General features: G+C 56.7%; 27 protein-coding genes, 5 tRNA genes and 1 other annotated feature. Of the genes, 21 read left to right on the plus strand and 11 right to left on the minus strand.

Annotation, left to right across the window (positions count from 1 at the left end; translation table 11 throughout):
* Nucleotides 1-23 precede the first annotated feature (23 nt).
* Nucleotides 24-167, minus strand: a complete 144-nt coding sequence (locus tag J9788_RS16880) for a hypothetical protein (protein WP_162180460.1) — start codon at nt 165-167, stop codon at nt 24-26.
* Between J9788_RS16880 and alaS the strand changes: the two genes are divergently transcribed.
* From alaS to luxS, 11 genes are all read left to right on the plus strand, one after another.
* Nucleotides 117-2,744, plus strand: coding sequence for an alanine--tRNA ligase (alaS, locus tag J9788_RS16885; protein ID WP_046898166.1), 2,628 nt, complete (start codon nt 117-119; stop codon nt 2,742-2,744). The genes J9788_RS16880 and alaS overlap by 51 nt on opposite strands.
* Before the next feature lie 252 nt (nt 2,745-2,996).
* On the plus strand, nt 2,997-3,182 hold the full coding sequence (gene csrA / locus J9788_RS16890) for a carbon storage regulator CsrA (protein ID WP_004091602.1): 186 nt from the start codon (nt 2,997-2,999) through the stop codon (nt 3,180-3,182).
* Between the two features lie 310 nt (nt 3,183-3,492).
* Nucleotides 3,493-3,585 (plus strand) — tRNA-Ser (locus J9788_RS16895).
* Nucleotides 3,586-3,588: 3 nt separating this feature from the next.
* A tRNA-Arg gene (locus tag J9788_RS16900) sits at nt 3,589-3,665 on the plus strand.
* A gap of 61 nt (nt 3,666-3,726) precedes the next feature.
* Nucleotides 3,727-3,803: transfer RNA gene (locus J9788_RS16905), tRNA-Arg, on the plus strand.
* Nucleotides 3,804-3,993: 190 nt separating this feature from the next.
* Nucleotides 3,994-4,070, plus strand: a tRNA-Arg gene (locus J9788_RS16910).
* Nucleotides 4,071-4,145: 75 nt separating this feature from the next.
* Nucleotides 4,146-4,222 (plus strand) — tRNA-Arg (locus J9788_RS16915).
* Between the two features lie 316 nt (nt 4,223-4,538).
* Nucleotides 4,539-5,105 (plus strand): fructose-1-phosphate/6-phosphogluconate phosphatase, encoded by a 567-nt coding sequence (gene yqaB, locus J9788_RS16920; RefSeq protein WP_033641908.1) that lies wholly within the window; start codon nt 4,539-4,541, stop codon nt 5,103-5,105.
* Nucleotides 5,102-5,530, plus strand: coding sequence for a YqaA family protein (locus J9788_RS16925; protein WP_046898167.1), 429 nt, complete (start codon nt 5,102-5,104; stop codon nt 5,528-5,530). The genes yqaB and J9788_RS16925 overlap by 4 nt, the downstream gene beginning before the upstream one ends.
* Nucleotides 5,531-5,612: 82 nt before the next feature.
* Nucleotides 5,613-7,175 carry a glutamate--cysteine ligase gene (gene gshA / locus J9788_RS16930; protein ID WP_046898168.1) on the plus strand — a complete coding sequence of 521 codons (1,563 nt, stop codon included), beginning with the start codon at nt 5,613-5,615 and terminating at the stop codon, nt 7,173-7,175.
* Nucleotides 7,176-7,341: 166 nt separating this feature from the next.
* Nucleotides 7,342-7,857, plus strand: coding sequence for an S-ribosylhomocysteine lyase (gene luxS / locus J9788_RS16935; protein WP_004932513.1), 516 nt, complete (start codon nt 7,342-7,344; stop codon nt 7,855-7,857).
* Nucleotides 7,858-7,923: 66 nt separating this feature from the next.
* On the opposite strand, the gene J9788_RS16940 is transcribed toward luxS, so the two are convergent.
* Nucleotides 7,924-9,213 (minus strand): HlyC/CorC family transporter, encoded by a 1,290-nt coding sequence (locus tag J9788_RS16940; protein ID WP_046898169.1) that lies wholly within the window; start codon nt 9,211-9,213, stop codon nt 7,924-7,926.
* 42 nt (nt 9,214-9,255) lie between these two features.
* Nucleotides 9,256-10,047, minus strand: coding sequence for an inner membrane protein YpjD (locus tag J9788_RS16945; protein ID WP_004932506.1), 792 nt, complete (start codon nt 10,045-10,047; stop codon nt 9,256-9,258).
* 169 nt (nt 10,048-10,216) lie between these two features.
* Between J9788_RS16945 and ffh the strand changes: the two genes are divergently transcribed.
* The 5 genes from ffh (at nt 10,217) to rplS (ending at nt 13,833) form a co-directional block, all read left to right on the plus strand.
* Nucleotides 10,217-11,578, plus strand: coding sequence for a signal recognition particle protein (ffh, locus tag J9788_RS16950; RefSeq protein WP_004932504.1), 1,362 nt, complete (start codon nt 10,217-10,219; stop codon nt 11,576-11,578).
* Nucleotides 11,579-11,792: 214 nt separating this feature from the next.
* A complete protein-coding gene (gene rpsP, locus J9788_RS16955) occupies nt 11,793-12,041 on the plus strand; it encodes a 30S ribosomal protein S16 (RefSeq protein WP_004932501.1) in 249 nt (82 codons plus the stop codon).
* An 18-nt stretch (nt 12,042-12,059) separates the two neighbouring features.
* Nucleotides 12,060-12,608 carry a ribosome maturation factor RimM gene (gene rimM / locus J9788_RS16960; protein WP_004932489.1) on the plus strand — a complete coding sequence of 183 codons (549 nt, stop codon included), beginning with the start codon at nt 12,060-12,062 and terminating at the stop codon, nt 12,606-12,608.
* A 52-nt stretch (nt 12,609-12,660) separates the two neighbouring features.
* Nucleotides 12,661-13,428 (plus strand): tRNA (guanosine(37)-N1)-methyltransferase TrmD, encoded by a 768-nt coding sequence (gene trmD / locus J9788_RS16965; RefSeq protein WP_004932485.1) that lies wholly within the window; start codon nt 12,661-12,663, stop codon nt 13,426-13,428.
* 48 nt (nt 13,429-13,476) lie between these two features.
* A complete protein-coding gene (gene rplS, locus J9788_RS16970; RefSeq protein ID WP_015376707.1) occupies nt 13,477-13,833 on the plus strand; it encodes a 50S ribosomal protein L19 in 357 nt (118 codons plus the stop codon).
* A 142-nt stretch (nt 13,834-13,975) separates the two neighbouring features.
* Here rplS and J9788_RS16975 read toward each other — a convergent pair whose 3' ends face one another.
* The 4 genes from J9788_RS16975 to J9788_RS16990 all read right to left on the minus strand — a co-directional run bounded on the left by J9788_RS16975 (nt 13,976) and on the right by J9788_RS16990 (nt 15,996).
* A complete protein-coding gene (locus J9788_RS16975; protein WP_182265305.1) occupies nt 13,976-14,203 on the minus strand; it encodes an ogr/Delta-like zinc finger family protein in 228 nt (75 codons plus the stop codon).
* A gap of 64 nt (nt 14,204-14,267) precedes the next feature.
* Nucleotides 14,268-14,783: a lysozyme gene (locus tag J9788_RS16980; protein WP_182265306.1), complete on the minus strand. Its 516-nt coding sequence runs from the start codon at nt 14,781-14,783 to the stop codon at nt 14,268-14,270.
* Entirely contained in the window at nt 14,767-14,988 is a 222-nt protein-coding gene (locus tag J9788_RS16985; protein WP_033652732.1) for a holin, read from the minus strand. Before J9788_RS16985 ends, J9788_RS16980 begins: the two co-directional genes overlap by 17 nt.
* A 243-nt stretch (nt 14,989-15,231) precedes the next feature.
* Nucleotides 15,232-15,996: a YdiY family protein gene (locus tag J9788_RS16990; RefSeq protein ID WP_033641933.1), complete on the minus strand. Its 765-nt coding sequence runs from the start codon at nt 15,994-15,996 to the stop codon at nt 15,232-15,234.
* A gap of 495 nt (nt 15,997-16,491) precedes the next feature.
* Here J9788_RS16990 and J9788_RS16995 point away from each other — a divergent pair, with 495 nt between their 5' ends.
* Both J9788_RS16995 and tyrA read left to right on the plus strand, forming a co-directional pair.
* Nucleotides 16,492-17,568 carry a 3-deoxy-7-phosphoheptulonate synthase gene (locus J9788_RS16995; RefSeq protein WP_016929016.1) on the plus strand — a complete coding sequence of 359 codons (1,077 nt, stop codon included), beginning with the start codon at nt 16,492-16,494 and terminating at the stop codon, nt 17,566-17,568.
* 3 nt (nt 17,569-17,571) lie between these two features.
* Nucleotides 17,572-18,693: a bifunctional chorismate mutase/prephenate dehydrogenase gene (gene tyrA / locus J9788_RS17000; RefSeq protein WP_033641935.1), complete on the plus strand. Its 1,122-nt coding sequence runs from the start codon at nt 17,572-17,574 to the stop codon at nt 18,691-18,693.
* 56 nt (nt 18,694-18,749) lie between these two features.
* On the opposite strand, the gene pheA is transcribed toward tyrA, so the two are convergent.
* The 4 genes from pheA to bamD all read right to left on the minus strand — a co-directional run bounded on the left by pheA (nt 18,750) and on the right by bamD (nt 21,584).
* Nucleotides 18,750-19,907: a bifunctional chorismate mutase/prephenate dehydratase gene (gene pheA, locus J9788_RS17005; RefSeq protein WP_182265307.1), complete on the minus strand. Its 1,158-nt coding sequence runs from the start codon at nt 19,905-19,907 to the stop codon at nt 18,750-18,752.
* 42 nt (nt 19,908-19,949) lie between these two features.
* Nucleotides 19,950-20,076, minus strand: a sequence feature (Phe leader region).
* The gene (locus tag J9788_RS17010; RefSeq protein ID WP_101428074.1) at nt 20,028-20,075 is read right to left on the minus strand and encodes a hypothetical protein; all 48 of its coding nucleotides are present in this window, start codon (nt 20,073-20,075) and stop codon (nt 20,028-20,030) included. Its footprint overlaps the feature before it by 48 nt.
* Nucleotides 20,077-20,198: 122 nt before the next feature.
* On the minus strand, nt 20,199-20,540 hold the full coding sequence (gene raiA / locus J9788_RS17015; RefSeq protein WP_004932457.1) for a ribosome-associated translation inhibitor RaiA: 342 nt from the start codon (nt 20,538-20,540) through the stop codon (nt 20,199-20,201).
* A gap of 312 nt (nt 20,541-20,852) precedes the next feature.
* Nucleotides 20,853-21,584: an outer membrane protein assembly factor BamD gene (bamD, locus tag J9788_RS17020; RefSeq protein WP_004932456.1), complete on the minus strand. Its 732-nt coding sequence runs from the start codon at nt 21,582-21,584 to the stop codon at nt 20,853-20,855.
* A gap of 131 nt (nt 21,585-21,715) precedes the next feature.
* On the opposite strand from bamD, the gene rluD reads away from it, so the two are divergent.
* The 3 genes from rluD to clpB all read left to right on the plus strand — a co-directional run bounded on the left by rluD (nt 21,716) and on the right by clpB (nt 26,128).
* On the plus strand, nt 21,716-22,693 hold the full coding sequence (rluD, locus tag J9788_RS17025) for a 23S rRNA pseudouridine(1911/1915/1917) synthase RluD (RefSeq protein ID WP_004932452.1): 978 nt from the start codon (nt 21,716-21,718) through the stop codon (nt 22,691-22,693).
* Complete coding sequence (gene yfiH / locus J9788_RS17030; RefSeq protein WP_182265308.1) at nt 22,693-23,424, plus strand: purine nucleoside phosphorylase YfiH; 732 nt, start codon at nt 22,693-22,695, stop codon at nt 23,422-23,424. Before rluD ends, yfiH begins: the two co-directional genes overlap by 1 nt.
* Before the next feature lie 130 nt (nt 23,425-23,554).
* Nucleotides 23,555-26,128 (plus strand): ATP-dependent chaperone ClpB, encoded by a 2,574-nt coding sequence (gene clpB / locus J9788_RS17035; RefSeq protein ID WP_025301647.1) that lies wholly within the window; start codon nt 23,555-23,557, stop codon nt 26,126-26,128.
* The last annotated feature ends 287 nt before the right edge of the window (nt 26,129-26,415 follow it).

Genomic DNA, 26,415 nt, shown 5'->3' on the forward strand with positions numbered 1-26,415 from the left:
CTTCCCTCTGAAGAAAATTTATCTTATCCCCACTTTTTGTTCGTGAGCTGGTTGTCATCGTCGGGATGACGCGCCACCGGCTCACGTGTCGTTATTCTAGCCTTTCCAGGAAAATTATGAGCAAGAGCACCGCTGAGATCCGTCAAGCGTTTCTCGATTTCTTTCATAGTAAGGGTCATCAGGTTGTAGCAAGCAGCTCCCTGGTGCCTAACAATGATCCGACATTGCTGTTTACCAATGCCGGCATGAACCAATTTAAGGATGTTTTCCTGGGGCTCGACAAACGCGCCTATTCCCGCGCCACCACCTCGCAGCGCTGCGTGCGCGCAGGCGGCAAGCATAACGACCTGGAAAACGTCGGTTATACCGCTCGTCACCACACCTTCTTTGAAATGCTGGGCAACTTCAGCTTCGGCGATTACTTCAAGCACGACGCTATCAGCTACGCGTGGGAACTGCTGACCGGTGAAAACTGGTTCAACCTGCCGAAAGAGAGACTGTGGGTCACCGTGTATGAAACCGATGACGAAGCCTTCGACATCTGGCAGAAGCAAATCGGCGTACCGGCCGAGCGCATTATCCGCATCGGCGATAACAAGGGCGCGCCTTTCGCTTCAGATAACTTCTGGCAGATGGGTGATACCGGCCCATGCGGCCCGTGCACCGAGATTTTCTACGATCACGGCGATCACATCTGGGGCGGCCCTCCGGGCAGCCCGGAAGAAGACGGCGACCGCTACATCGAGATCTGGAACATCGTTTTCATGCAGTTCAACCGTCAGTCCGACGGCACCATGCTGCCGCTGCCGAAACCTTCGGTGGATACCGGTATGGGTCTGGAGCGTATCGCGGCGGTGTTGCAGCATGTGAACTCCAACTATGAGATCGACCTGTTCCGCACCCTGATCGCCGCCGTGGCGAAAGTGACCGGCGCGACCGATCTGGACAACAAATCCCTGCGCGTTATCGCCGACCACATTCGTTCCTGCGCCTTCCTGGTGTCGGACGGCGTGATCCCGTCTAACGAAAACCGCGGCTACGTGCTGCGCCGTATCATTCGTCGCGCGATCCGCCATGGCAACATGCTGGGTGCGAAAGACACCTTCTTCTACAAGCTGGTGGCGCCGCTGATCGAAGTGATGGGCCCGGCGGCCGACGAGCTGAAACGCCAGCAATCGCTGGTGGAGCAGGTGCTGAAAACCGAAGAAGAGCAGTTTGCTCGCACGCTGGAGCGTGGGCTGGCGCTGTTGGACGAAGAGCTGGCCAAGCTGCAGGGCGATACCCTGGACGGCGAGACCGCTTTCCGTCTGTACGACACCTACGGCTTCCCGGTGGATCTGACCGCAGACGTCTGCCGCGAGCGCGGTCTGAAAGTCGACGAAGTGGGCTTTGAAGAAGCGATGGAAGCGCAGCGCCGCCGCGCGCGCGAATCCAGCGGTTTCGGCGCCGACTACAACAGCCTGATCCGCGTGGACGGCAGCAGCCAGTTCAGCGGCTATGATCATGACGAGCAGCAGGCGAAGGTGATCGCGCTGTTCCGTGATGGCCAGCCGGTCGAGCAGATCAACGCCGGCGAAGAGGCGGTGGTGGTGCTGGACGAGACGCCGTTCTACGGTGAATCCGGCGGCCAGGTCGGCGATAAAGGCGTGCTGAAAGCCGCCGGCGCAGAATTTGTGGTCAACGACACCCAGAAATACGGCCAGGCTATCGGCCATCAAGGCAAGCTGGCGCAGGGTTCGCTGAAGCTGAACGATCGCGTTGACGCGCAGATCGATACCGAGCGTCGCAACAGCATCCGTCTGAACCACTCCGCAACCCACCTGTTGCACGCCGCGTTGCGCCAAACGTTGGGTGAGCACGTTGCGCAGAAAGGCTCGCTGGTTAACGACAAATACCTGCGCTTCGACTTCTCGCATTTCGAAGCGATGAAGCCGGAACAAATCCGCGCGGTGGAAGATCTGGTTAACCAGCAGGTGCGTCGTAACCTGCCGGTGCAGACCGAGCTGATGGCGTTGGAAGACGCCAAAGAGAAGGGCGCAATGGCGCTGTTCGGTGAGAAGTACGACGACAACGTGCGCGTGCTGACCATGGGCGACTTCTCCACCGAGCTGTGCGGCGGCACCCACGCCAGCCGCACCGGCGATATCGGTCTGTTCCGCATTCTGAGCGAGTCGGGCACCGCGGCGGGCATCCGCCGTATTGAAGCGGTGACCGGCGCTGGCGCTATCGCTACGCTGCATCAGCAAAGCGATTTGTTGCAAGACGTTGCTCAGTTGGTGAAGGGCGACAGCAACAACCTGACCGATAAAGTGCGCTCGGTGCTCGATCGCACGCGCGTGCTGGAAAAAGAACTGCAGCAACTGAAGGATCAGCAGGCGGCGCAGGAAAGCGCGTCGCTGTCCAGCCAGGCGAAAGTGGTTAACGGCGTGAAGCTGTTGGTCAGCCAGTTGGACAATGTCGAAGCCAAAATGCTGCGCACCATGGTGGATGACCTGAAAAATCAATTGGGTTCGGCCATTATCGTGTTGGCGACGACGGCTGATGACAAAGTCAGCCTGGTCGCGGGCGTGACCAAGGATCTGACTGACCGCGTGAAAGCCGGCGAGTTGATCGGCAACGTGGCGCAGCAGGTCGGCGGCAAGGGCGGTGGTCGCCCTGATATGGCGATGGCGGGGGGGACGGATATCAACGCCCTGCCAGCGGCGTTAAACAGCGTAGAAGCCTGGGTGGCCTCAAAGCTGTGAACATAAATAAATAGCACGGACAAACGCCATAATACTTTGTTGATTATGGCGTTTTCATACTGTGCTAACACAATTTAGTTACAATTGCGGGAACAAAGTTTTTCTGGTCGGCTAAACTTACCATTATCTGAGGTGGGACCAAGTCTGCTTACACTTATTGTGGATTGCGCGGCTTACGTTTTCACCACATATGATGGATAATGACGGGGAAACTGAGAGACCCGACTCTTTTAATCTTTCAAGGAGCAAAGAATGTTAATTCTGACTCGTCGAGTTGGTGAAACCCTCATGATTGGCGATGAGGTTACGGTCACTGTGCTAGGGGTAAAAGGCAACCAGGTGCGTATTGGTGTGAACGCCCCCAAAGAGGTTTCAGTTCACCGTGAAGAAATCTATCAGCGCATTCAGGCAGAGAAGTCTCAGCAGACGACTTACTGATTCCGAAGCAGCGTCTCGTTGCCAGACGAGACGCTACTGCATCGTTTTACCCACTTCTTTCGTTCTCCCCTCTATTTTTCGTGATTATTTTCCCGGTTAGTTTCCTGCTTTATTGCTGCAGACGTTGCGGTTGCCTGTTGATAAAACGCCCTTTTTGCCGTGAAATCGCCCATGTTGGGTGTGAATTGTGCAAACGCACATGAGTTGGGAAAAATTGTTTGACTTAAAAGTCGGAGAAAGTAATATGTGCGCCACGCAGTGCCGATGAGCTTCTCCAAAGCAAGTTAGGCACAATTCGAAAGAAGCGTATGGTGAGGTGGCCGAGAGGCTGAAGGCGCTCCCCTGCTAAGGGAGTATGCGGTCAAAAGCTGCATCCGGGGTTCGAATCCCCGCCTCACCGCCATTTGCATCCGTAGCTCAGCTGGATAGAGTACTCGGCTACGAACCGAGCGGTCGGAGGTTCGAATCCTCCCGGATGCACCATATTTTGCAGTATGGTGGGGTAGTAACAACGTACCATACGGTATCAAAAAAGAATTCCTGTGCATCCGTAGCTCAGCTGGATAGAGTACTCGGCTACGAACCGAGCGGTCGGAGGTTCGAATCCTCCCGGATGCACCATTCTTAATCTCACTCGTCGCGAAGAGAAATCTTCAAGCGGGTGGAAGAAAAGAAAGTGTTCCCAGGGAGGATAACGTTGCTTCAGCAACGGCCCGCAGGGTAAGGCGCTAGCGCCGAATCATCCTCCCGGATGCACCATTCTTCAAGTCTGGCTTTATTAGCAAAGCCGGCACGCGGTAAAAATAGTAATGCATCCGTAGCTCAGCTGGATAGAGTACTCGGCTACGAACCGAGCGGTCGGAGGTTCGAATCCTCCCGGATGCACCATCTAAGAGAAGCCCGCCTTAGCGGGTTTTTGCTTTTCTGTTATTCGTGAAACAGGCAAGCGGCAAAAGCAGTCATGCATCCGTAGCTCAGCTGGATAGAGTACTCGGCTACGAACCGAGCGGTCGGAGGTTCGAATCCTCCCGGATGCACCATGTTTAACTCCCCGTATCGCGAAGAGAAATCTTCAAGTGGGTGGGAGAAAAGAAAGTGTCCTTGGGGAGGATAACGTTGCTTTAGCAACGGCCCGCAGGGTGAGGCGTTGGCGCCGAATCATCCTCCCGGATGCACCATCTAAGAGAAACCCGCTTTGGCGGGTTTTTCGCTTTTCAGCATTTCGCTATTCTCTCTTCACCCCTTTCTTTCTTTGCACCCGATCGATCACAGCACATTCCGCTATGACGCAGTCAGCGACAACCCAACGGCTTTACGCTAAAGTAGTTTTCTTTCCTCAACGATCATGGAGTAACGATGTACGACCGCTATCAGGGTCTTATTTTCGACATGGACGGCACGATTCTGGACACTGAGCCAACGCACCGTAAAGCGTGGCGCGAAGTGCTGTCCCGTTATGGCATGACGTTTGATGAAGCGGCAATGGTGGCGCTGAGCGGTTCACCGACCTGGCGCATCGCTCAGGCGATTATCGCCAGCCATCAGGCCGATCTCGATCCCCATCACCTGGCGGCGGAGAAAACGCGCGCGGTGGAAGCGATGCTGCTGGATAGCGTGCGTCCATTGCCATTGATCGAGGTGGTGAAATCCTATCATGGCCGCCGTCCGATGGCGGTCGGCACCGGCAGCGAGCACCGCATGGCGGAAATGCTGCTGCGTCATCTCGGCCTGTTCAACTGCTTCGACGCGATCGTCGGTGCGGACGACGTGCAGCGCCATAAACCGGAGCCGGATACCTTCCTGCGCTGTGCCGAACTGATCGGCGTGCCGCCGGAAAAATGCGTGGTGTTTGAAGACGCCGAGTTTGGCATTCAGGCGGCGAAAAATGCCGGCATGGCTGTGGTAGACGTTCGTACGCTGTGAGTAGTACGCTAGCCATAATATCGTTATTTGGCAGCAGCTTCCTCAGTGCGACGCTGCTGCCGGGAAATTCAGAAATCGTTCTGGTCGCCTTGCTGACCCAGAGTCGCGTCTCGCCGGAGTTGCTGGTGCTGGCCGCGACCCTGGGCAACACTCTTGGCGGGTTGACCAATGTCATTATCGGGCGCCTGTTACCGGCGTTGAAACCACAGCGGGGGCTGGCAACGGCGCTCGGGTGGCTGCAACGCTTTGGCCCGGCTGCGCTGTTGCTCAGCTGGGTGCCGGTGGTGGGCGATTTGTTGTGCGTGTTGGCAGGTTGGCTGCGCATGCCCTGGGGCTCTGTCGCGCTGTTTCTGTGTATCGGAAAGGCGCTGCGTTACATCGTTTTGGCTATGATAACGGTACAGGGCATCGCCTGGTGGCAGTAACCAAGTGAATATAACTCAATATTCTCTCGGATGCGGATTCAGTATGCTTACGAGTTATTGTTTTTAGAAGCGGGAGGTCAATTTGATCCCGGACGTATCACAGGCGCTTTCTTGGTTGGAAGCCCATCCCCAGGCATTAAAAGGCATTCGTCGCGGCATCGAGCGTGAAACGCTGCGAGTCACGCCGAACGGCACCTTGGCGACCACCGGGCATCCGGAAAAGCTGGGGGCGGCATTGACGCACCATTGGATCACCACGGATTTCGCCGAGGCGCTGTTAGAGTTCATTACGCCGGTTGATGACAATATCGATCACCTGCTGACGTTCCTGCGCGATATTCATCGCTACGTGGCGCGCAACATTGGCGATGAGCGCATGTGGCCGCTCAGCATGCCGTGCTTTATCGAAGCCGAGCAGGACATCGAGCTGGCGCAGTTCGGTTCGTCGAACATCGGCCGCATGAAGACGCTGTACCGTGAAGGGCTGAAGAATCGCTATGGCGCGCTGATGCAGACCATTTCCGGCGTGCACTACAACTTCTCGTTGCCGCTGGAGTTTTGGCAGGCCTGGGCCGGCGTGCAGGACGCAGAAAGCGGTAAAGAGCAGATCTCGGCCGGTTATTTCCGCCTGATCCGCAACTATTACCGTTTCGGCTGGGTGATCCCGTATCTGTTCGGCGCATCGCCGGCCATTTGTTCTTCGTTCCTCAAAGGGCGCGAGACCACTCTGCCGTTCGAGCGCACCGAGCAGGGGATGTGCTACCTGCCGTACGCCACTTCGCTGCGCTTGAGCGACTTGGGTTATACCAATAAATCGCAGAGTAATCTGGGCATCACCTTCAACGATCTGCACAGCTATGTGGCCGGTTTGAAGCGGGCGATCGCCACGCCTTCCGAAGAGTTCGCCAAGCTGGGCGTGAAAGAGGGCGATCGCTACCTGCAGTTGAACAGCAACGTGCTGCAAATCGAGAACGAGCTGTATGCGCCGATCCGGCCAAAGCGCGTGACCCAAAGCGGCGAGACGCCGTCGGACGCGCTGCTGCGCGGCGGTATCGAATACATTGAAGTGCGTTCGCTGGATATCAACCCGTTCTCGCCGATCGGCGTGGATGCGGTGCAGGCGCGTTTCCTGGATCTGTTCCTGGTGTGGTGCGCGCTGGCGGATGCACCGGAGATGAGCAGCGATGAGCTGCTGTGCACGCGCAAGAACTGGAACCGGGTGATTCTGGAAGGGCGCAAACCGGGTCAGACCATCGGCATCGGCTGTGGCGCCAGCCATGAGCCGCTGGATAAAGTCGGCAAGGCGCTGTTCACCGATCTGCGTCGGGTGGCGGAAGTGCTGGACGGCGAAGCCGGCGATCGTCAATACCAGCAGGTGTGCGATGAACTGGTCGCCGCGTTCGACGACCCTGAATTGACCTTCTCCGCGCGCATTCTCAAGGCGATGAAGGCGGAAGGCACCGGGCGCGTCGGTTTGCAGTTGGCGGAGCAGTATCGCCAGACATTGCTGGAAGAACCGTTGGAAATCCTGAACGAAGCCGAGCTGGATAAAGAGCGGGAAGCCTCGTGGCAGCGTCAACGCGACATAGAAGCCAATGATACGCTAAGCTTTGAAGCGTTCCTGAAGCAAAACGGCGGAAGCTGAAAAAGAAAAAGGCCACATCAATGTGGCCAAATATGCATCTCTGATGACAGGGATGATGATAACAAATGCGCGTCTTTCACATACTCAGACTCGCAGGGTTGGAAAAGGTTTCCCGGTTAGGAAAAAAAGTTTCGAAATAAATGCTCTTTTACGAGGAGGTAGCGAAATGCCATTGCTGGATAGCTTTACCGTCGATCATACCCGTATGGCAGCTCCGGCTGTCCGCGTTGCAAAAACCATGAAAACGCCTCATGGCGATACCATCACGGTGTTTGATCTGCGCTTTTGCCGCCCGAACCTGGAAGTGATGCCCGAGCGCGGCATTCACACGCTGGAGCACCTGTTCGCCGGCTTTATGCGTGACCACCTGAACGGCCAGGGCGTGGAAATTATCGACATCTCCCCGATGGGCTGTCGCACCGGTTTCTACATGAGCCTGATCGGCGTGCCGGAAGAGCAGCGCGTTGCCGATGCCTGGAAAGCGGCGATGGCCGACGTGCTGAAAGTGACCGACCAGCGCAAGATCCCTGAGCTTAACGAGTACCAGTGCGGCACCTACCATATGCACTCGCTGGAAGAAGCGCAGGAAATCGCCAAGCACATTCTGGATAACGGCGTGGTGGTGAACCACAACGACGAGCTGGCGCTGCCGAAAGAGAAGCTGCAGGAATTGCATATCTAGTCGTGCGTGGCCCGCAGAGATAAAAAAAGACGCGATTTCGCGTCTTTTTTACGTTCTGGCCGAGGACTAATGATGGCCGACGCTGGACTGCAGCGAGGTGATCGGCGTGACCCGCACCTGTTTAATCATGTTGCCCTGCACGTCGAGGATGTCGATATCGTAATGACCGATGCGCACCCGGGTGCCGATGTCGGGGATCTCTTCCAGCTCTTCCAGCAGCATGCCGTTGACGGTACGAGCCTCGTTGGCCGGCAAGGTCCAGTTGAAGGCCTTGTTCAGCTCGCGCACGTTGGCGGTGCCGTCGATCAAGACCGAACCGTCGCTCTGCGGCGTGACTTCTTCCGCCAGCGTGGGTGACATCGAGGTGGTGAAATCGCCCACGATCTCCTCGAGGATGTCTTCCACCGTGACCAGGCCCTGAATGTCGCCGTACTCGTCGACCACGATGCCGACCTTCTCTTTGTTGCGCTGGAATTTCACCAGCTGCACGTTGAGCGGCGTGCCTTCCGGAACGAAATAGATCTCATCGGCGGCGCGCAGCAGGTTCTCTTTGTTGAACTCTTTTTTCTCGGTCATCAGGCGATAGGCTTCGCGCACGCGCAGCATGCCGATCGCATCGTCCAGCGAGCTGCGATACAGCACGATGCGGCCATGCGGCGAGTGGGTCAGCTGGCGCATGATCGACTTCCAGTCGTCGTTGACGTCGATGCCGACGATCTCGGTGCGCGGCACCATGATGTCGTTGACCGTCACCTTTTCCAGATCCAGCACCGAGATCAGCATGTCCTGATTGCGGCGGGAGATCTGCGACTGGGATTCGCGCACGATGGTGCGCAGCTCATCCTTGCTGACGGCGTCGCTGATGCGCACGTTGGTGCGAATGCCGAACAGGCGCAAGGTCAGGCTAGTGATGCCGTTGAGCAGCCAGACCAGCGGGAACATCACCTTTTGCAACGGCGCCAGCAGGACGCTGCTGGGGAAGGCGATGCGTTCCGGATAGAGTGCGGCGAAGGTCTTCGGCAGCACTTCGGCGAACAGCAGCACGGCGAAAGTCAGTATGCCGGTCGCAATCGCCACGCCGAGATCGCCATACAGCCGCATGCCGACGATGGTCGCCAGCGCCGAAGCGAGGATGTTGACCAGGTTGTTGCCGATCAGCACCAGGCCGATCAGCCGATCCGGTTTTTGCAGCAGCTTCTCGACCCGACGCGCCGAGCGGTTGCCCTGTTTGGACAGGTGACGCAGGCGATAACGGTTGAGCGTCATCATGCCGGTTTCGGAGGCGGAGAAGTAAGCGGAGACCACGATCATGATCACCAGGATAATGATGAGGGTCCCCGTCGACACATGCTCCAATGCAGTATTCCTTATAGAGAGGGAGAATTGAGCCAGGCTGGCCTAGCGCACCATCACCTGCTGAATCAGACGGCTGCCGAAGTAGGCGAGCGTCAGCAGGAAGGCGCCGGCGAAGCTGAACCAGACGACGCGGCGGCCGCGCCAGCCCTCATGGTAGTGGCCCCACAACAGCACGATATACACGAACCAGGCCATGATCGACAGCACGGCTTTATGCACGTTCTCTTTGCTGAACAGATTATCCATGTACAGCAGGCCGGTGCACAGGGTGAGCGTCAGCAGCACCACGCCGATCTGGGTGATATGGAACATCTTGCGCTCAATGCTCATCAGCGGCGGCATGTCGGCGCTGAAGGTCAGCTTCTTGTTTTTCAACAGGTAGTCGAGCCAGGCGAGCTGCAAGGCATAGAGCGCAGCGATGATCAGGGTGGCGTAAGAGAACAGCGCCAGGCCGATATGCACCATCAGTTCCGGGCTGGCCTCCAGGTGAGTGATGAACTCGCCGGGCATAAAGCTGGCGAAGGCCAGGTTGATCATCGCGAAGCTGTAGACAATTGGCAGCAGGAACCAGCCGCGATCGCGCGAAGCGACGAAGGTCATCACCGAGCAGATGATCAGGCTGACGATGGAACCAATGTTCAGCAGGCTGAGATTCTGCCCGGCGCTGACGTCAAAGATGCGCTGCTGCAGCGCGATGGCGTGGCAAATCAGCGCGACCACCGCCGAGACGAGGGCAAGCCGACGGTATGCGCTGTTCTTCCGCAACAAACTGGGAATGATCAGTCCAAGGCTGAGCAGGTAGGCCATCAAAGCCACAATGGAGAAAACTGGCATAGCGTTTAATTTTGCTTCGGCGTGGTTAATTGGAGTGTCAGTATAACGTTGCGCGCGTTTCACTCCAACCTATCTCCAACGCTGAGGCAGAGATCCTGCTCGCTTCGTGTTATCATCGGCGCAATTGTGTCGCCGGAGCGGCCTGTCATTACACGTTGAGCATGAGACGATGTTTGAAAATTTAACCGATCGATTGTCGCGCACGTTGCGCAATATCAGCGGCCGCGGGCGGCTGACCGAAGAAAATATCAAGGAAACCCTGCGTGAAGTGCGTATGGCTTTGCTGGAAGCGGACGTTGCGCTGCCGGTGGTGCGCGACTTCATCAACCGCGTAAAAGAGAGCGCGGTTGGCCATGAAGTCAACAAGAGCCTGACGCCGGGGCAGGAGTTCGTCAAGATCGTCAAGGGCGAGCTGATCGCCGCGATGGGCGAAGTCAACACCGAGCTGAACCTAGCGGCACAGCCGCCGGCGGTGGTGCTGATGGCGGGCCTGCAGGGCGCCGGTAAAACCACCAGCGTCGGTAAGCTCGGCAAGTTCCTGAAAGAAAAACAGAAGAAGAAAGTGTTGGTGGTTTCCGCGGACGTTTATCGCCCAGCGGCGATCAAACAGCTGGAAACGCTGGCGGAAGGTGTCGGCATCGATTTCTTCCCGTCCGACGTCAAAGAAAAACCGATCGACATCGTCAACCGCGCGTTGCAGCAGGCCAAGCTGAAGTTCTATGACGTACTGATCGTCGATACCGCCGGCCGTCTGCACGTTGACGAAGCGATGATGGACGAGATCAAACAGGTGCACGCGGCCATCAAGCCGGTGGAAACCCTGTTCGTGGTCGACGCCATGACCGGCCAGGACGCCGCCAATACCGCCAAGGCGTTTAACGAAGCGCTGCCGCTGACCGGCGTGGTGCTGACCAAGGTCGACGGCGATGCGCGCGGCGGCGCGGCGCTGTCCATCCGCCACATCACCGGCAAGCCGATCAAGTTCCTCGGCGTCGGCGAGAAGACCGAAGCGCTGGAGCCGTTCTATCCGGATCGCGTGGCGTCACGCATCCTGGGCATGGGCGACGTGCTGTCGCTGATCGAAGATATCGAAAGCAAGGTCGACCGCGAGCAGGCGGAGAAACTGGCCAACAAGCTGAAGAAGGGCGACGGTTTCGATCTGACCGACTTCCTGGAGCAGCTCAAGCAGATGCGCAACATGGGCGGCATGGCCAATATGCTGAGCAAGCTGCCGGGCGCGGGCCAGCTGCCGGATAACGTCAAGTCGCAGATGGACGACAAAGTGTTGGTGCGCATGGAGGCGATCATCAATTCGATGACGCTGAAAGAGCGCGCCAAACCGGAAATCATCAAGGGCTCGCGCAAGCGCCGCATCGCGATGGGGGCCGGCATGCAGGTGCAGGACGTCAACCGCTTGCTGAAGCAGTTCGACGAAATGCAGCGTATGATGAAGAAGATGAAGAAAGGCGGCATGGCGAAGATGATGCGCGGCATGAAAGGCATGATGCCGCCGGGCTTCCCAGGCCGCTGACGGGCCTCCGCACGCCGAGTGCGGGCGCTTTCAGCATTCGCCGTTCGCGGTGAAAACCGCCCGAAATTTGACAGGCTGCAAAAGTTGTCCCCTGCGATCGACGCTTTAGATTGCTTTTTGCGCCAAAATGAGTAAAATTTTCGGGCTTTTTATATTGCAACCGGGCCCCGTCCCTCAATGGGGCCCGGCTGTTTTATTAACTAAAGAGGATGTTATGGTAACAATTCGTTTGGCACGTGGCGGCGCTAAAAAGCGTCCGTTCTATCAAGTAGTAGTGACCGACAGCCGCAACGCTCGTGATGGTCGTTTCATCGAGCGCGTAGGCTTCTTCAACCCGATCGCTTCCGGTCAGGCTGAAGCACTGCGTCTGGACCTGGACCGCATCGAGCACTGGGTTGGTCTGGGTGCAACCGTTTCTGATCGCGTTCACGCGCTGATCAAAGACGCTAAGAAAGCAGCTTAATCTGTCGCGGTGGTGGCAATGAGCAAGCAACTCAAACCGGTAGCGCCGATCGCGCCGATTGTACTCGGTAAAATGGGGTCCGCTTACGGCATTCGTGGTTGGCTCAGAGTGTTTTCATCCACCGAGAACGCCGAAAGCATTTTTGACTATCAGCCGTGGTTTATCCAGCAGGCGGGTCAGTGGCAGCATATCGAGTTGGAAGACTGGAAGCGCCACAGTCAGGATCTGATCATCAAAGTCAAAGGCATTGACGATCGGGACGCGGCGAATCTGCTGACTAATCGCGAGATTATGGTGGATTCCGATCAACTTCCTCCGTTGGAGGGTGATGATTACTACTGGAAAGACCTGATGGGCTGCCAGGTAGTCACCTCCGCCGGCTACGAGCTGGGTAAAGTCATCGATATGATGGAAACCGGCTCGAACGATGTGATGGTTGTGAAAGCGAACCTGAAAGATGCGTTCGGCATGAAGGAGCGGTTGATTCCGTTTCTTCATGGGCAGGTTATCAAGAAAGTCGATCTCACTGCCCGCGTGATTGAGGCAGATTGGGATCCTGGTTTTTGACCCCCGGATCAAACGGTCGAAGCAAGTGGAATAACGGTAAGGGGATTGGCTTGTGTTCATCGGTATTGTAAGCCTGTTTCCTGAGATGTTCCGCGCTATCACCGATTACGGGGTGACTGGCCGGGCAGTAAAAAATGGCCTGCTGAGCGTGCAGTGTTGGAGTCCGCGCGACTTCACCTACGACCGGCATCGTACCGTGGACGATCGCCCTTACGGCGGCGGCCCGGGAATGCTGATGATGGTGCAACCTTTACGGGAAGCCATTCATGCGGCGAAAGCAGCGGCAGGCGAGGGAGCAAAGGTGATTTATCTGTCACCTCAGGGGCGCAAGCTGGATCAAACCGGCGTGTGCGAACTGGCGGCCAATCAGAAGATGATTCTGGTGTGCGGCCGTTACGAAGGGATAGACGAGCGCGTAATCCAAACCGAAATTGACGAAGAATGGTCAATCGGCGATTACGTTCTCAGCGGCGGGGAACTGCCGGCGATGACCCTGATTGATTCAGTCGCCCGTTTCATACCGGGTGTGCTGGGCCATCAGGCCTCAGCGGAGGAAGACTCCTTCGCCGACGGATTGCTGGACTGCCCGCACTATACCCGCCCCGAGGTGTTGGAAGGGATGGAGGTACCGCCGGTTCTGCTGTCGGGCAACCATGCCGAGATACGTCGCTGGCGCTTAAAGCAGTCGCTGGGCCGAACCTGGCTTAGAAGACCTGAACTTCTAGAAAGCCTAGCTCTGACTGACGAGCAAGCGGTGTTGCTGGCTGAGTTCCAACGGGAACATCAGGCCAGGCAACAGGACTATGAAGGAAACGTCTGACATCAGACGGGACCGAAATATCAGTTTACCTAGGGTAAGAGACATATTATGAGCAACATTATTAAGCAACTTGAACAAGAGCAGATGAAACAAGACGTACCTGCATTCCGTCCGGGTGATTCCGTGGAAGTGAAGGTATGGGTCGTTGAAGGTAGCAAAAAACGTCTGCAGGCATTCGAGGGCGTGGTTATCGCTATCCGTAACCGCGGTCTGCACTCTGCATTCACTGTTCGTAAGATTTCCAACGGCGAAGGTGTTGAGCGCGTATTCCAGACTCACTCCCCAGTAATCGACAGCATTACTGTTAAACGTCGTGGTGCCGTTCGTAAAGCTAAACTGTACTACCTGCGTGAACGTACTGGTAAGGCTGCTCGTATCAAAGAGCGTCTGAACCGCGTTAACTAACGCTGCATCCAAAAGTTAATAGTTATCAGGGGTTGGCCTATGCCAACCCCTTTTTTTATCTGAAAATCCGGCTGCGTTGCATTTGCGAGATTTGGCCACGTTGTAGCGACATTAAAAAGCCTGCATAAGCAGGCTTTTTGCATTACAGCACTGCGGCGCTGTGTTTCTGCTGACTCTCCGGCGGGTGAGGCTGCGCCGGGATAATGTCATCGCCAGGTTTGACGATCACCCGCGCGACGGACTCGTGCGTGGCGAACGTGCAGCTGCAATTGATGTTGCGGCATTGATGGTAACGCTCTTTGGTCGACTCGCTCAGATAGCGGCTGGAGCGAGTGTGGGCCACGTGACCGCATAATGGACAGTGCATCATAAGAACCCCCTTGAACAAATTAAGTGAAATTGTTGTGGCATCACCACTTAGGCGAGCGAGCCCGTCATGATGAGGCAATACCTTGCAAGCACAGTGCGCGTTCCTTGGCGCGTCGCTGTTCCAGCCCCTTGTTTTTCTTTCCATTTACATAAACCCAGCGTGGCAACTGATCGCAGGCCTGCTGCCACTGACCCTGCTGCAGCAGCGCGACCAGCGTGGAATGGCAGGCGGCGCTGATACCCACGTTGAAGGCGAAGGCGATCACCGCATCATAGGTTTCTTGCGAGAGCGTTTGCGGCAGACAGGCGGCCATGCCGCGCTCGGTGCGGCGAACATCGTCTACCAAATCCACAGCGGCTTTCCGTTCATCTATCGCCTTGCCCGGGATGACGCCGGCGGTGTGCCCAATGCCCTGTGTCCATACCCCGGCGTTGCACTGGTAAGGAGACAGTCGGCAACCTTCGAGATCGGCGATCAGCCTGAGGCCGGTTGCTGAGGTTTGCAGCTCGCCGAACGATGGCAACCACACGGCGATGGCTAAAACGGCGGCGACGCTGCAGCGTTTAACGATTGCACTCATCGAAAATTTTCCTCCGTGATGCCGCATTGCGCTCAATAGCCTTCAAGATCTGCAGGCTTTTACGTCGGTAATACCAGTTCACCAGGAAAGTGCCGATGCCTACTGCGGCACCGACTAAAAAGGCAATGTCCTGCGGAGACAGTTTGCCCAGCCAGGCGAGGAACAGCGCCATGGCATAGGTGATGAATGAGGTGATTTTCTCCATAGCTTATGCTCGCTTCGTTTACAGAACCTCGGGATCCGAAGGTATCGATGCGTGGCAGCTCGCTATCGATATCCGTCATGCTCCTGGCCTGTATAATAATTACTGTATATGCATACAGTATTAAGCTATTTGCTAAAGTCGTCAATGGGTGGGGTGAATATTTTTAGCAGATTGTGCAAAAGGTGACTGCAGACATAAAAAAGCCCATCGATGATGGGCTTCGAGAAATAATGGGCGGGCAGGTTACAGGCCGTAGACCAGCGTGACCGAGGTTGTCGTGTCGGTGTTCTTCGGCGCGGAGGCCGGTGGCTTGCTGTTGTAGGTCACGGTGTAAGCTACGCGCAGTGAAAAGCGATCGTTGATCGCTACGTTCAACGCGCTTTCCGAGTTCAGCGTGGTTTCTTCGTTCGCCAGTGCTGAGACGCCCTGAATGAACTTGGTGTTGTCGGTGAGCTGATAGGAATAGTTGGCCGCGCCATAGGCCAGCCCTTTGGTCGAACGGCCGCCGCCATGGTATTCGTCATGGCGCACGCCGGGACCGAATTCCACCCGCAGGTCGCTGAGCGGCCCGTTGAGGATTTGACGGCCATAGCCGCTGGTCAGCGTGGAGCGTGAGTCGTAACCGTTGAAACGGTCGCTCAGCCAGCTGGCCTGGCCGAACAGGTAGTTGCGATCGGTCAGGTTATAGCGCGTACGGCCGCCGGCCTGATACTTTTCGGACGAGCGCACGTTGGAGGAGGTGGTGTTGTTGGCCGCCCCCCACAGGCTGTACGCCGCGTCGGTGTTGAACCAGGTCATGTTGGTATTGGCCAACAGAGTGGAACTCTGCGAGTTGCCGGACTGGGCGTTGTAGCCCGCCTGCACGTTGCCTTCGAACGGTTTCTTGGCGGTGGCCGGATCGTCCATCGCGGTGAAAAGCGTATTGTCGGCAAGGGCTGAAACACTGGTGAAAGTCGTTAAGCAGCAAATATACAGCGGAAAAGCGCGACGAGCGCGGGAAGAGAGCATCTTGGATCCAGTTGTTAAGGGTGATTATTGTTGATGACGGCCACATTATATCGGTTCATTTCGGCGACAAAAATAGCCGCCATTAGCTTAAGTTTTTAATTTTTATCCCTCATTTATTCGCTTTTCTTCTACTTAAATTCATCGCTTTCGACGGCATTTCGTGCTGATGCTGCTTCGCCCGGTCGTCGGTGCCGAGATGGGGCGCGCATTCTCGCTGTAAAATATAATGTACAGATATGTTTACGATAAATGGCTTTGTTAGGCAGGGGAGGTTACAGCGTGATGATGGGCTGTTTAATTGTTTAATATATTGTATTTGTTGGGTTTAAATCTATTTAAGCAACCCTGAATCAAAGGTGGTTTAAGCAAGATAATGACGGTAATATTTTATTTACGGAAAATGGATTGAAAACTTTACATATCGTGATAGGGTAGACCCCTGAAACGCTCAATGTTCCATTTCAACGCATAACGCCAAACGACAGGAATAGCATCATGCAAAAAGACGCGCTCAATAACGTACACATCAGTGCAGAACAGGTTCTCATCACACCGGAGGAGCTGAAGAACCAGTTCCCGCTCAGCGCCGACGACGAAAATGAAATCGCCACTGCGCGTAACACCATCGCCAACATTTTGCAGGGGCGCGATCATCGCCTGTTGGTGGTGTGTGGGCCTTGTTCGATCCACGATCCGGATGCGGCGCTGGACTACGCCCGTCGTTTGAAAACCCTGGCGGCTGACTTGAGCGATCAGCTGTATATCGTTATGCGCGTCTACTTTGAAAAACCCAGAACCACTGTCGGCTGGAAAGGTTTGATCAACGATCCGTACATGGACGGTTCGTTTGACGTTGAAGCAGGCTTGCATATCGCGCGTCGCCTGTTGCTGGATCTGGTGGGCATGGGCTTGCCGTTGGCTACCGAAGCGTTGGATCCGAACAGCCCGCAGTACCTGGGCGATTTGTTCAGCTGGTCGGCGATCGGCGCGCGTACCACCGAATCTCAGACCCACCGGGAAATGGCATCCGGCCTGTCGATGCCGGTCGGGTTCAAAAACGGCACCGACGGCAGCCTGGGCACCGCTATCAACGCCATGCGCGCCGCTGCCATGCCGCATCGCTTCGTCGGCATTAACCAGGCAGGCCAGGTTTGCCTGCTGCAGACTCAGGGCAACCCGGATGGGCACGTGATCCTGCGCGGCGGCAAAACGCCGAACTACAGCGCTGAGCACGTTGCGGCCTGTGAAAAACAGATGCTTGAGGCGGGACTCCACCCGTCCTTGATGATAGATTGCAGCCATGGCAACTCGAATAAAGACTATCGCCGTCAGCCGGCGGTTGCCGAGTCCGTGGTGGAGCAGATCAAGGCGGGTAACCGCTCAATCACCGGCATTATGCTGGAGAGCCATCTGCATGAGGGCAATCAGTCTTCCGAACAGCCGCGTGCAGACATGCGTTACGGTGTGTCCGTCACCGACGCCTGCATCAACTGGGAGAGTACGGAAACCCTGTTGCGCCATATGCATCAGGAACTCGGCGCTGCGCTGACGGCCCGCACGGGAGAAAAGTAAGTTATGGTGGCAGAACTGACCGCGCTGCGCGATCAAATCGATGAGGTGGATAAAGCGCTGCTGGATCTGCTGGCGAAACGCCTGCATCTGGTAGCGGAAGTGGGCGAAGTCAAAAGCCGTCATGGCCTGCCGGTTTACGTACCGGAGCGAGAAGCCGCGATGCTGGCTTCGCGCCGCCGGGAGGCGGAAAATCTCGGCGTGCCGCCGGATCTGATCGAAGATGTGTTGCGCCGCGTGATGCGGGAGTCTTACGTCAGCGAGAACGACAAGGGCTTTAAAACCCTGTGCCCGCAGCTGCGGCCGATCGTCATTATCGGCGGCAACGGCCAAATGGGCAGGTTGTTCAATCGCTTGCTGACGTTGTCGGGTTATCAGGTCAGGGTGTTGGATCAGGAAGATTGGCCGCAGGCGGAGCAGCTGTTGGCGGATGCCGGCATGGTGATCGTCAGCGTGCCGATCCACGTGACCGAGCAGGTGATAAGCCGCCTGCCGACGCTGCCTGCCGATTGTATTCTGGTGGATCTGGCGTCGGTGAAGAACCGGCCTTTGCACGCGATGTTGGCGGCGCACAGCGGCCCGGTGGTCGGTCTGCATCCGATGTTCGGTCCGGACGTGGGCAGCGTGGCCAAGCAGGTGGTGGTCTACTGCGACGGCCGCCAGCCGGAGGCGTATCAGTGGCTGCTTGAACAGTTGCAGGTGTGGGGCGCGCGGCTGCATCGCATCAGCGCGGCCGAGCACGATCAGAATATGGCGTTTATTCAGGCGCTGCGGCACTTCGCTACCTTCGCCTACGGGCTGCACCTGGCGGAAGAGAACGTGCAACTGGAGCAACTGCTGGCGCTCTCTTCGCCAATCTACCGGCTGGAGCTGGCCATGGTTGGCCGTCTGTTCGCGCAGGATCCGCAGCTGTACGCCGATATCATTATGTCGTCGGAAGAAAACGTGGCGCTGATTAAGCGTTACTACCAGCGCTTCGGCGAGGCGATAAAGCTGTTGGAGCATGGCGACAAACAGGCGTTTATCGAGAGCTTCCGCAAGGTAGAGCATTGGTTCGGCGATTACGCCCAACGCTTCCTGGTGGAGAGCCGCACGCTGTTGCGGCAGGCTAACGATAGTCGGCAGTAAAGCGCGGGCAGCAGATTATGGAGGGTTCGGCTTGGCCGAACCCTTTTTTTATGGTTTCACGACGGGTTGACCGGCACCACGGTGTCGCTTGGGTAACAGCCCAGCACCTTCAGCGAACGGGTGATCGGCGCCAGATCGCGCAGCGCTTTTTGCATCGCCTCGGCGCGCAGGTTGGCCTGTACATCGATATAGAACATCTCCTCCCACGGATTGCCGTTGATCGGACGTGATTCCAGCTTGGTCATGATGATGCCGTTATCGCGCAATACCAGCAGCGCTTCGACCAGCGCGCCGGATTGTTGGCCGGTTGCCATGATCAGCGTGGTTTTGGCTGGCACCTGTTCGGAGACGTCGATCGCTTTGCGCGCCAGGACGATAAAGCGAGTGATGTTTTGCTGCTGGTTGGCGAGATTGTGTTCCAGCACCTGCAGCCCGTACAGCGCGCCGCCGGCCTCGCTGCCCAGCGCAGCCACCTTCGGCGAATTCAGCTTGGCGACTTTCTCCATCGCGGCCGCCGTGCTTTCGGTGTATTCGATTTTCCAGTGCGGGAAGCGGTTAAGGAACTGGCTGCACTGTTGGAACGGCTGCGGATGGCTGTAGACGGTTTCTATCTGGCTCAGATCGCTGTCGCCGGCGATCAGAACGCAGTGATTGATCGGGTTAGTCAGTTCGCCGACGATCGACAGGCTGGTGTGTTGCAGCAGATCGTAGACCTCGTTTATCGAACCGGAGCTGGTGTTCTCGATCGGCAAAATCGCGTAGTCTGCCTGGCCGGTTTCCACCTGGGCGAAAATATCCTGAAACTTCTGGCAGCCGCATTCGAGCAGCCGATCGAAATGGCGGGCGGCATATTGGCGCGCCGCCAGATGCGAGTAAGAGCCTTTCGGGCCTAGGAAGGCGATGCGGGCGGAATGCTGGCTGACGGGGTTGAGCTGGTGCTGCAGCAGCGCCTGCTGGGTCAGAACGGAATCTTCGATAATCAGTTGGAACAGACGGGTGACGTAAAAACCGTCCAGATCGTAAGGCTTGGCGGCGGCGATCAGCGCATCCAGCAGATCGCGTTCGCGCTCTTTGTCACGGATCGGGCGGTGAGAGTGCAGCTTGGTCTTGCCGACTTCGATCGCCAGCTCACGGCGTTCCGCCAGCAAGGCCAACAGTTTCAAGTCCAGTGCGCTGATGCGCTCGCGCAGCACCAATAACGGGTTGTCAGTCATAATCAGCTTCCGCCTTCTGTTCTTATTCGTTGTAAAACAGCCATAAAAAAAGCCCCCTGTCTCCAGGAGGCCTTGTTGTTCGTCTTCGCATTCTTTCTCACACGACGAAACGCCTCCCAGTCAGGGGAAGGTAAAAAAGAATGCGAAGAAAAACGGTGTGCGTGGCATGGTCTACCTAAGGTTGTTGTGAACAGGTTTTAAAGTAACCGCTGGTCTTTAGCCCGTCAACAAAAATACCCGACAAAAAACGCGCCCTCGGGCGCGTTTGATGCGGCAATCGCTGTCGGACGGTTATTCCTGCTCTTGCGTGACTTCCGGCACAATGTCTTTCACGCTGGCATTGCAGCGGCGCGCTTCGCCTTTGTGCTGCACCTTGTTCAACTGGCGCTCCAGCTTGGCGATAAGCTCATTAACGGCGGTATACATGTCGTCATGTTTGGCGCTGGCGACCAGCGGGCCGTTAGGCGTGGTAATGGTAGCGTCGGCGACAAACCCTTGCGGCTCTTTGGATAAGACGATATGCGGGTTAATCAGCTGGGTCTGCCATTTTTCCAGTTTGGTGAGACGGTCTTCGACGTGATTGCGGATGGCGGGAGTGATATCCATTTGTTTGCTGGTAATGTTCAATGTCATATAACTTACCTCTCTGTCTTTCCGTCTTGGTGAACCCAGCATACCCCGCTTTTTGTTTAAATGCGTGATGTAAATCACGATTTTTTGTCACTTTTTGCAAAGTTAGTTCAATCTGTGATTCAGCATTTGAATTGGCTATCTAATGCTTGAGAGTTGCCGCCGGATGGCGCATTATCGATGAGTTGACCGGTGAGGAGCGCTCGCTAACACCGTGTTTTTACTTGTGTATTTTTCCAGTAAAAACCAGGTCGACGCCAATGAAAACGGCAGCCTTGGCTGCCGTTTGGTTTTTCTGCCGGTGCCGACGCGCGCTTATTGCGGGTTGGCGGCGATCACTTTGGCCACTTTGTCAGCCTGGCCGTTCAGCTGCAGCTGCTTGTAGGCATTTTCCATCAGCGGCAACACGTCATGCGTCGCTTTGGTATCCGGGAATTCACGCAACATCTGCTCGGCGCGATTAACGACCGCGACGTAAGCACCACGTTTAGTGTAGTATTCCGCCACCGAAAGCTCATACTTGGCCAAACGATCTTTCAGATACACCAAACGCTTGTTGGCGTCGGTTGCGTATTGGCTGTTCGGGTATTGCTGAATCAACTGGCTGAAGTCGCGGAACGCAGCGCGAGCGTGCTGAGGATCGCGGTCCGAACGGTCAACCCCGAAGAAGCCCTGCAGCGCGCTGTCATCAAGCGCCATGTCGGTCAGGCCGCGCATGTACATCACGTAATCGATGTTCGGGTGCGTCGGATTCAGGCGCATGAAGCGATCGATGGATGCCTGAGCCATCGGCAAGTCGGCAGCCTTATAATAGGCGTAAATCAAATCCAGCTGGACCTGCTGGGAATACGGCCCGAAAGGATAGCGGTTATCTAACGCTTCGAGTTGCGTAATCGCGCCCTTGAAGTTACCGTCCTGCAGTTTTTGCTGCGCGGTAGCATAGATTTCCGAAGGCGGGTTGTCGGGAACCGCATCCTTGGATGTGGAGCAACCTGCCAGCGCCAGGCTCAACGTGGCTGCCGCCACCAGATATTTCATACGCGTCATGACGTTTTGATTATCCTCAGGGTGTTATTCCGGGAGACTGTCCGTTAAGCTCCCGACAAAGACCAGGTACAATAGCACATTATATTAAACGGCATCGCCGTGAAAACCCAACGTTAACGAAGAAGCTGCATATGGCACAACAAGTACAACTCACCGCAACGGTGGCCGAATCTCAACTCGGACAACGTTTAGATCAGGCTTTGGCCGAATTGTTCCCTGATTATTCACGATCTCGCATAAAAGAGTGGATCCTGGGCGATCGGGTGAAGGTCAATGGCAAAACGTCAAACAAACCGAAAGAGAAGGTGCTGGGCGGAGAGACAGTCGCCATCGATGCACAGATAGAAGAAGAAGCGCGTTGGGAGCCACAGGATATCGCGCTGGATATCGTCTATGAAGACAGCGACATCCTGGTGATCAACAAGCCGCGCGATTTGGTGGTGCACCCTGGCGCCGGCAATCCGGACGGCACGGTGCTCAATGCGCTGCTGCATCACTACCCGGAAATCGCCGACGTGCCGCGTGCCGGCATCGTGCACCGTCTGGATAAAGACACCACCGGTCTGATGGTGGTGGCGAAGACCGTACCGGCGCAAACCCGGCTGGTGGAGGCGCTGCAGGCGCGCGAAATCACCCGTGAATACGAAGCGGTGGCGATCGGCACCATGACGGCAGGCGGTACGGTAGAGGAGCCTATCGCGCGCCACTCTACCAAGCGCACTCACATGGCGGTGCACCCGATGGGTAAGCCGGCGGTGACGCACTATCGCATTATGGAGCACTTCCGCGCGCACACTCGTCTGCGCCTGCGCCTGGAAACCGGCCGTACTCACCAGATCCGCGTGCACATGGCTTACATTAGCCATCCGCTGGTGGGCGATCCGCTGTACGGCGGCCGTCCGCGTCCGCCGAAAGGCGCTTCGGAGGCCTTCATCAACACGCTGCGCGGCTTTGACCGCCAGGCGCTGCACGCTACCATGCTGCGTTTGTATCACCCGATCAGCGGCATCCAGATGGAGTGGCATGCGCCGCTGCCGCAGGACATGGTCGATCTGATCAACGCGCTGAAGGCGGACACCGAAGAATTCAAAGATCAGATGGACTGGTAATGCACTCGCTCATTCTGCCCGACTGGCCGTTGCCTCCCGGCGTTAAAGCTTGCAGCACCACGCGCGATGGTGGCGTCAGCCTGCCACCTTATGACTCGCTGAACCTCGGCGCTCACGTGGGTGACGAGGCGCAAGCGGTGAAGCGCAATCGGGAAAGGTTGGTTACCGCCGCCGGCTTGCCGCAGATGCCGGTATGGCTCGAGCAGGTGCACGGCACTCGCGTGGTGACGTTGACGGGACAAGCGCCCGCCGATCTGCGGGCGGATGCGGTGTACAGCAACGTGCCGGGTCAGGTGTGCGCAGTGATGACGGCGGATTGTCTGCCGGTGCTGTTCTGCTCGCAGCACGGCGACGAAGTGGCCGCCGCTCACGCCGGTTGGCGTGGGCTATGCCACGGCGTGCTGGAGCAAACCGTGGCGGCGTTCAGCGCCGCACCGGGCCAAATCAGCGCCTGGCTGGGGCCGGCGATCGGCCCGCAGCAGTTTGAGGTCGGGCCGGAGGTGCGCGCCGCTTTCATGGCGGAAGACGCAGAGGCCGCTGCGGCATTTACCCCGCATGGCGATAAGTTTTTGGCTAATATCTACTTGCTGGCTCGCCAACGCTTGTTGCGTGCGGGCGTTCAGGCCATTTATGGCGGCGACCGCTGTACGGTTAACGAAATGAGCCATTTTTTCTCCTATCGACGCGATGGAATAACCGGACGTCTGGCAAGTTTAATCTGGCTGATATAACCTATTGAATTAGGACGATCCAACGACGCATGGCGTTGTACCGAAAATTTAGCGTCGAGATAACCTTGAAAATTTGAGGGATGACCTCATTTAATCTCCAGTAGCAATTTCGACCCATCTTGGAGGTGTTATGCGTCTGGATCGTCTTACCAACAAATTCCAGCTTGCCCTCGCCGATGCCCAGTCACTAGCCCTTGGGCACGACAACCAGTTTATTGAACCGCTACATCTGATGAGCGCTCTGCTCAATCAGGAAGGGGGCACGGTTCGTCCACTATTAACTTCCGCAGGTATCGATGCCGGGCGTGTGCGCACCGAGATCGAACAGGCGCTGTCCCGTTTACCGCAGGTAGAAGGCACCGGTGGCGACGTTCAACCGTCCCACGAGCTGGTGCGCGTTTTGAACCTGTGCGACAAGCTGGCGCAAAAGCGTGCGGACAAATTCATTTCTTCCGAGCTGTTTGTGCTTGCGGTGCTGGAAGACCGCGGCTCGTTGACCGACTTGTTGAAAGCGGCCGGCGCGACGGCCGACAAAATCAGCAAAGCCATTGAACAAATGAGAGGCGGTGACAGCGTGGAAGACCAAGGCGCCGAAGACCAACGGCAGGCATTGAAGAAATACACTATCGATCTGACCGAACGTGCTGAGCAGGGCAAGCTTGACCCGGTGATCGGCCGTGACGAAGAGATCCGTCGCACCATTCAGGTGCTGCAACGCCGTACCAAAAACAACCCGGTGTTGATCGGCGAGCCTGGCGTGGGTAAAACCGCCATCGTCGAAGGCCTGGCGCAGCGCATCATTAACGGCGAAGTGCCGGAAGGGCTGAAGCACAAGCGCGTATTGTCCCTCGATATGGGCGCCTTGATCGCCGGCGCCAAATATCGCGGCGAGTTTGAAGAGCGTCTGAAAGGCGTGCTCAACGATCTGGCCAAGCAGGAAGGCAGCGTTATCCTGTTTATCGACGAACTGCATACCATGGTCGGCGCCGGTAAGGCGGATGGTGCGATGGACGCAGGCAACATGCTGAAGCCGGCGCTGGCGCGCGGCGAACTGCACTGCGTCGGTGCCACCACGCTGGATGAATACCGTCAATATATAGAGAAGGATGCGGCGCTCGAACGTCGTTTCCAGAAAGTGTATGTGGCTGAGCCGAGCGTGGAAGACACCATTGCTATTCTGCGCGGCCTGAAAGAGCGTTACGAACTGCACCACCACGTGCAGATCACCGACCCGGCCATTGTGGCGGCGGCAACGCTTTCGCACCGCTATATCGCCGATCGTCAATTGCCGGACAAGGCGATTGACCTTATCGACGAAGCGGCGTCCAGCATTCGCATGCAGATGGACTCCAAGCCGGAGTCGCTCGACAGGCTTGAGCGCCGCATAATCCAATTGAAACTGGAACAGCAGGCGCTGAATAAAGAGTCTGATGACGCCAGCAAGAAACGCCTGGACATGCTGAGCGATGAGCTGGGGCAGAAAGAGCGCGAATACTCGGAGCTGGAAGAAGAGTGGAAAGCGGAAAAAGCGTCGCTCTCCGGCACCCAAAACATCAAGGCAGAACTCGAGCAGGCCAAAATCACCCTGGAGCAGGCGCGTCGCGTCGGCGATCTGGGGCGGATGTCGGAACTGCAGTACGGCAAAATCCCTGAGCTGGAAAAACAGCTCGCCGCCGCCACGCAGGCCGAAGGCAAGAGCATGAAGCTGCTGCGCAACCGGGTGACCGATGCGGAGATTGCCGAAGTGCTGGCGCGTGCGACCGGGATCCCGGTCGCAAGAATGCTGGAAGGCGAGCGCGACAAGCTGCTGCGCCTGGAACAAGAACTGCATTCGCGAGTGATTGGCCAGGACGAAGCGGTCAGCGCAGTCTCCAATGCGATCCGCCGCAGCCGTGCCGGGTTGTCCGATCCTAACCGGCCGATCGGTTCGTTCCTGTTCCTCGGTCCGACCGGGGTGGGGAAAACCGAGCTTTGCAAGGCGCTGGCTTCGTTCCTATTCGACAGCGACGACGCCATGGTGCGTATCGATATGTCCGAGTTTATGGAGAAACACTCCGTTTCGCGTCTGGTCGGCGCGCCTCCGGGCTATGTCGGTTATGAAGAGGGCGGCTACCTGACGGAAGCCGTACGTCGCCGGCCTTATTCGGTGATTCTGCTGGATGAAGTCGAGAAAGCGCACCCGGACGTGTTCAATATTCTGTTGCAGGTGTTGGATGACGGTCGCCTGACCGATGGTCAAGGCCGCACCGTCGATTTCCGCAATACCGTGGTGATCATGACGTCCAACCTGGGTTCCGATCTGATCCAAGAGCATTTCGGTCAGATGAACTACGCGCAGATGAAAGAGTCGGTGATGGAGATGGTGAGTCACCACTTCCGTCCGGAGTTCATCAACCGTATCGACGAAGTGGTGGTGTTCCACCCGCTGGGCGAGAAACACATCGCCGCGATCGCCAAGATTCAGCTGTCGCGTCTGTACAAGCGTTTGGAAGAGCGCGGTTATGAAGTGACCATGACCGAACCGGCCCTGGCGCTGTTAAGCAAAACCGGCTACGACCCTGTGTATGGCGCGCGCCCGTTGAAACGCGCTATTCAGCAGGAAATCGAGAACCCGCTGGCGCAACAAATCCTGTCCGGCAAGCTGATACCTGGCAAGCTGGTGACGCTGGATGTGGAAAACGACCATATCGTTGCCCGCCAATAACGGCGATTAAGGATAATAAAGATGAAAGGGAGCGGGGGACCGCTCCCTTTTCTTTATCTTCGTTTGTCCCTATTTACAGGGGTTGCCGCTATTACTGCCCTAAAACCGGTATTTTTTGCCTAATAAACATCCTAAAAAGGCGTTTTTGGTGGTTATTTGAGCGCTTGAAAAGTTTTTTGCATTTAGGGGTTGCGGCCCGCCGAGAACTCCCTATAATGCGCCTCCACTGACCGGGAACAACGACTGACAAGCCGCCGGGTCAGCGAGAGGAAAGCGAAATAAACGCT

The sequence above is a fragment of the Serratia sp. X10 genome, from assembly GCF_017811775.1.
GTDB classification, from domain to species: domain Bacteria; phylum Pseudomonadota; class Gammaproteobacteria; order Enterobacterales; family Enterobacteriaceae; genus Serratia; species Serratia ureilytica.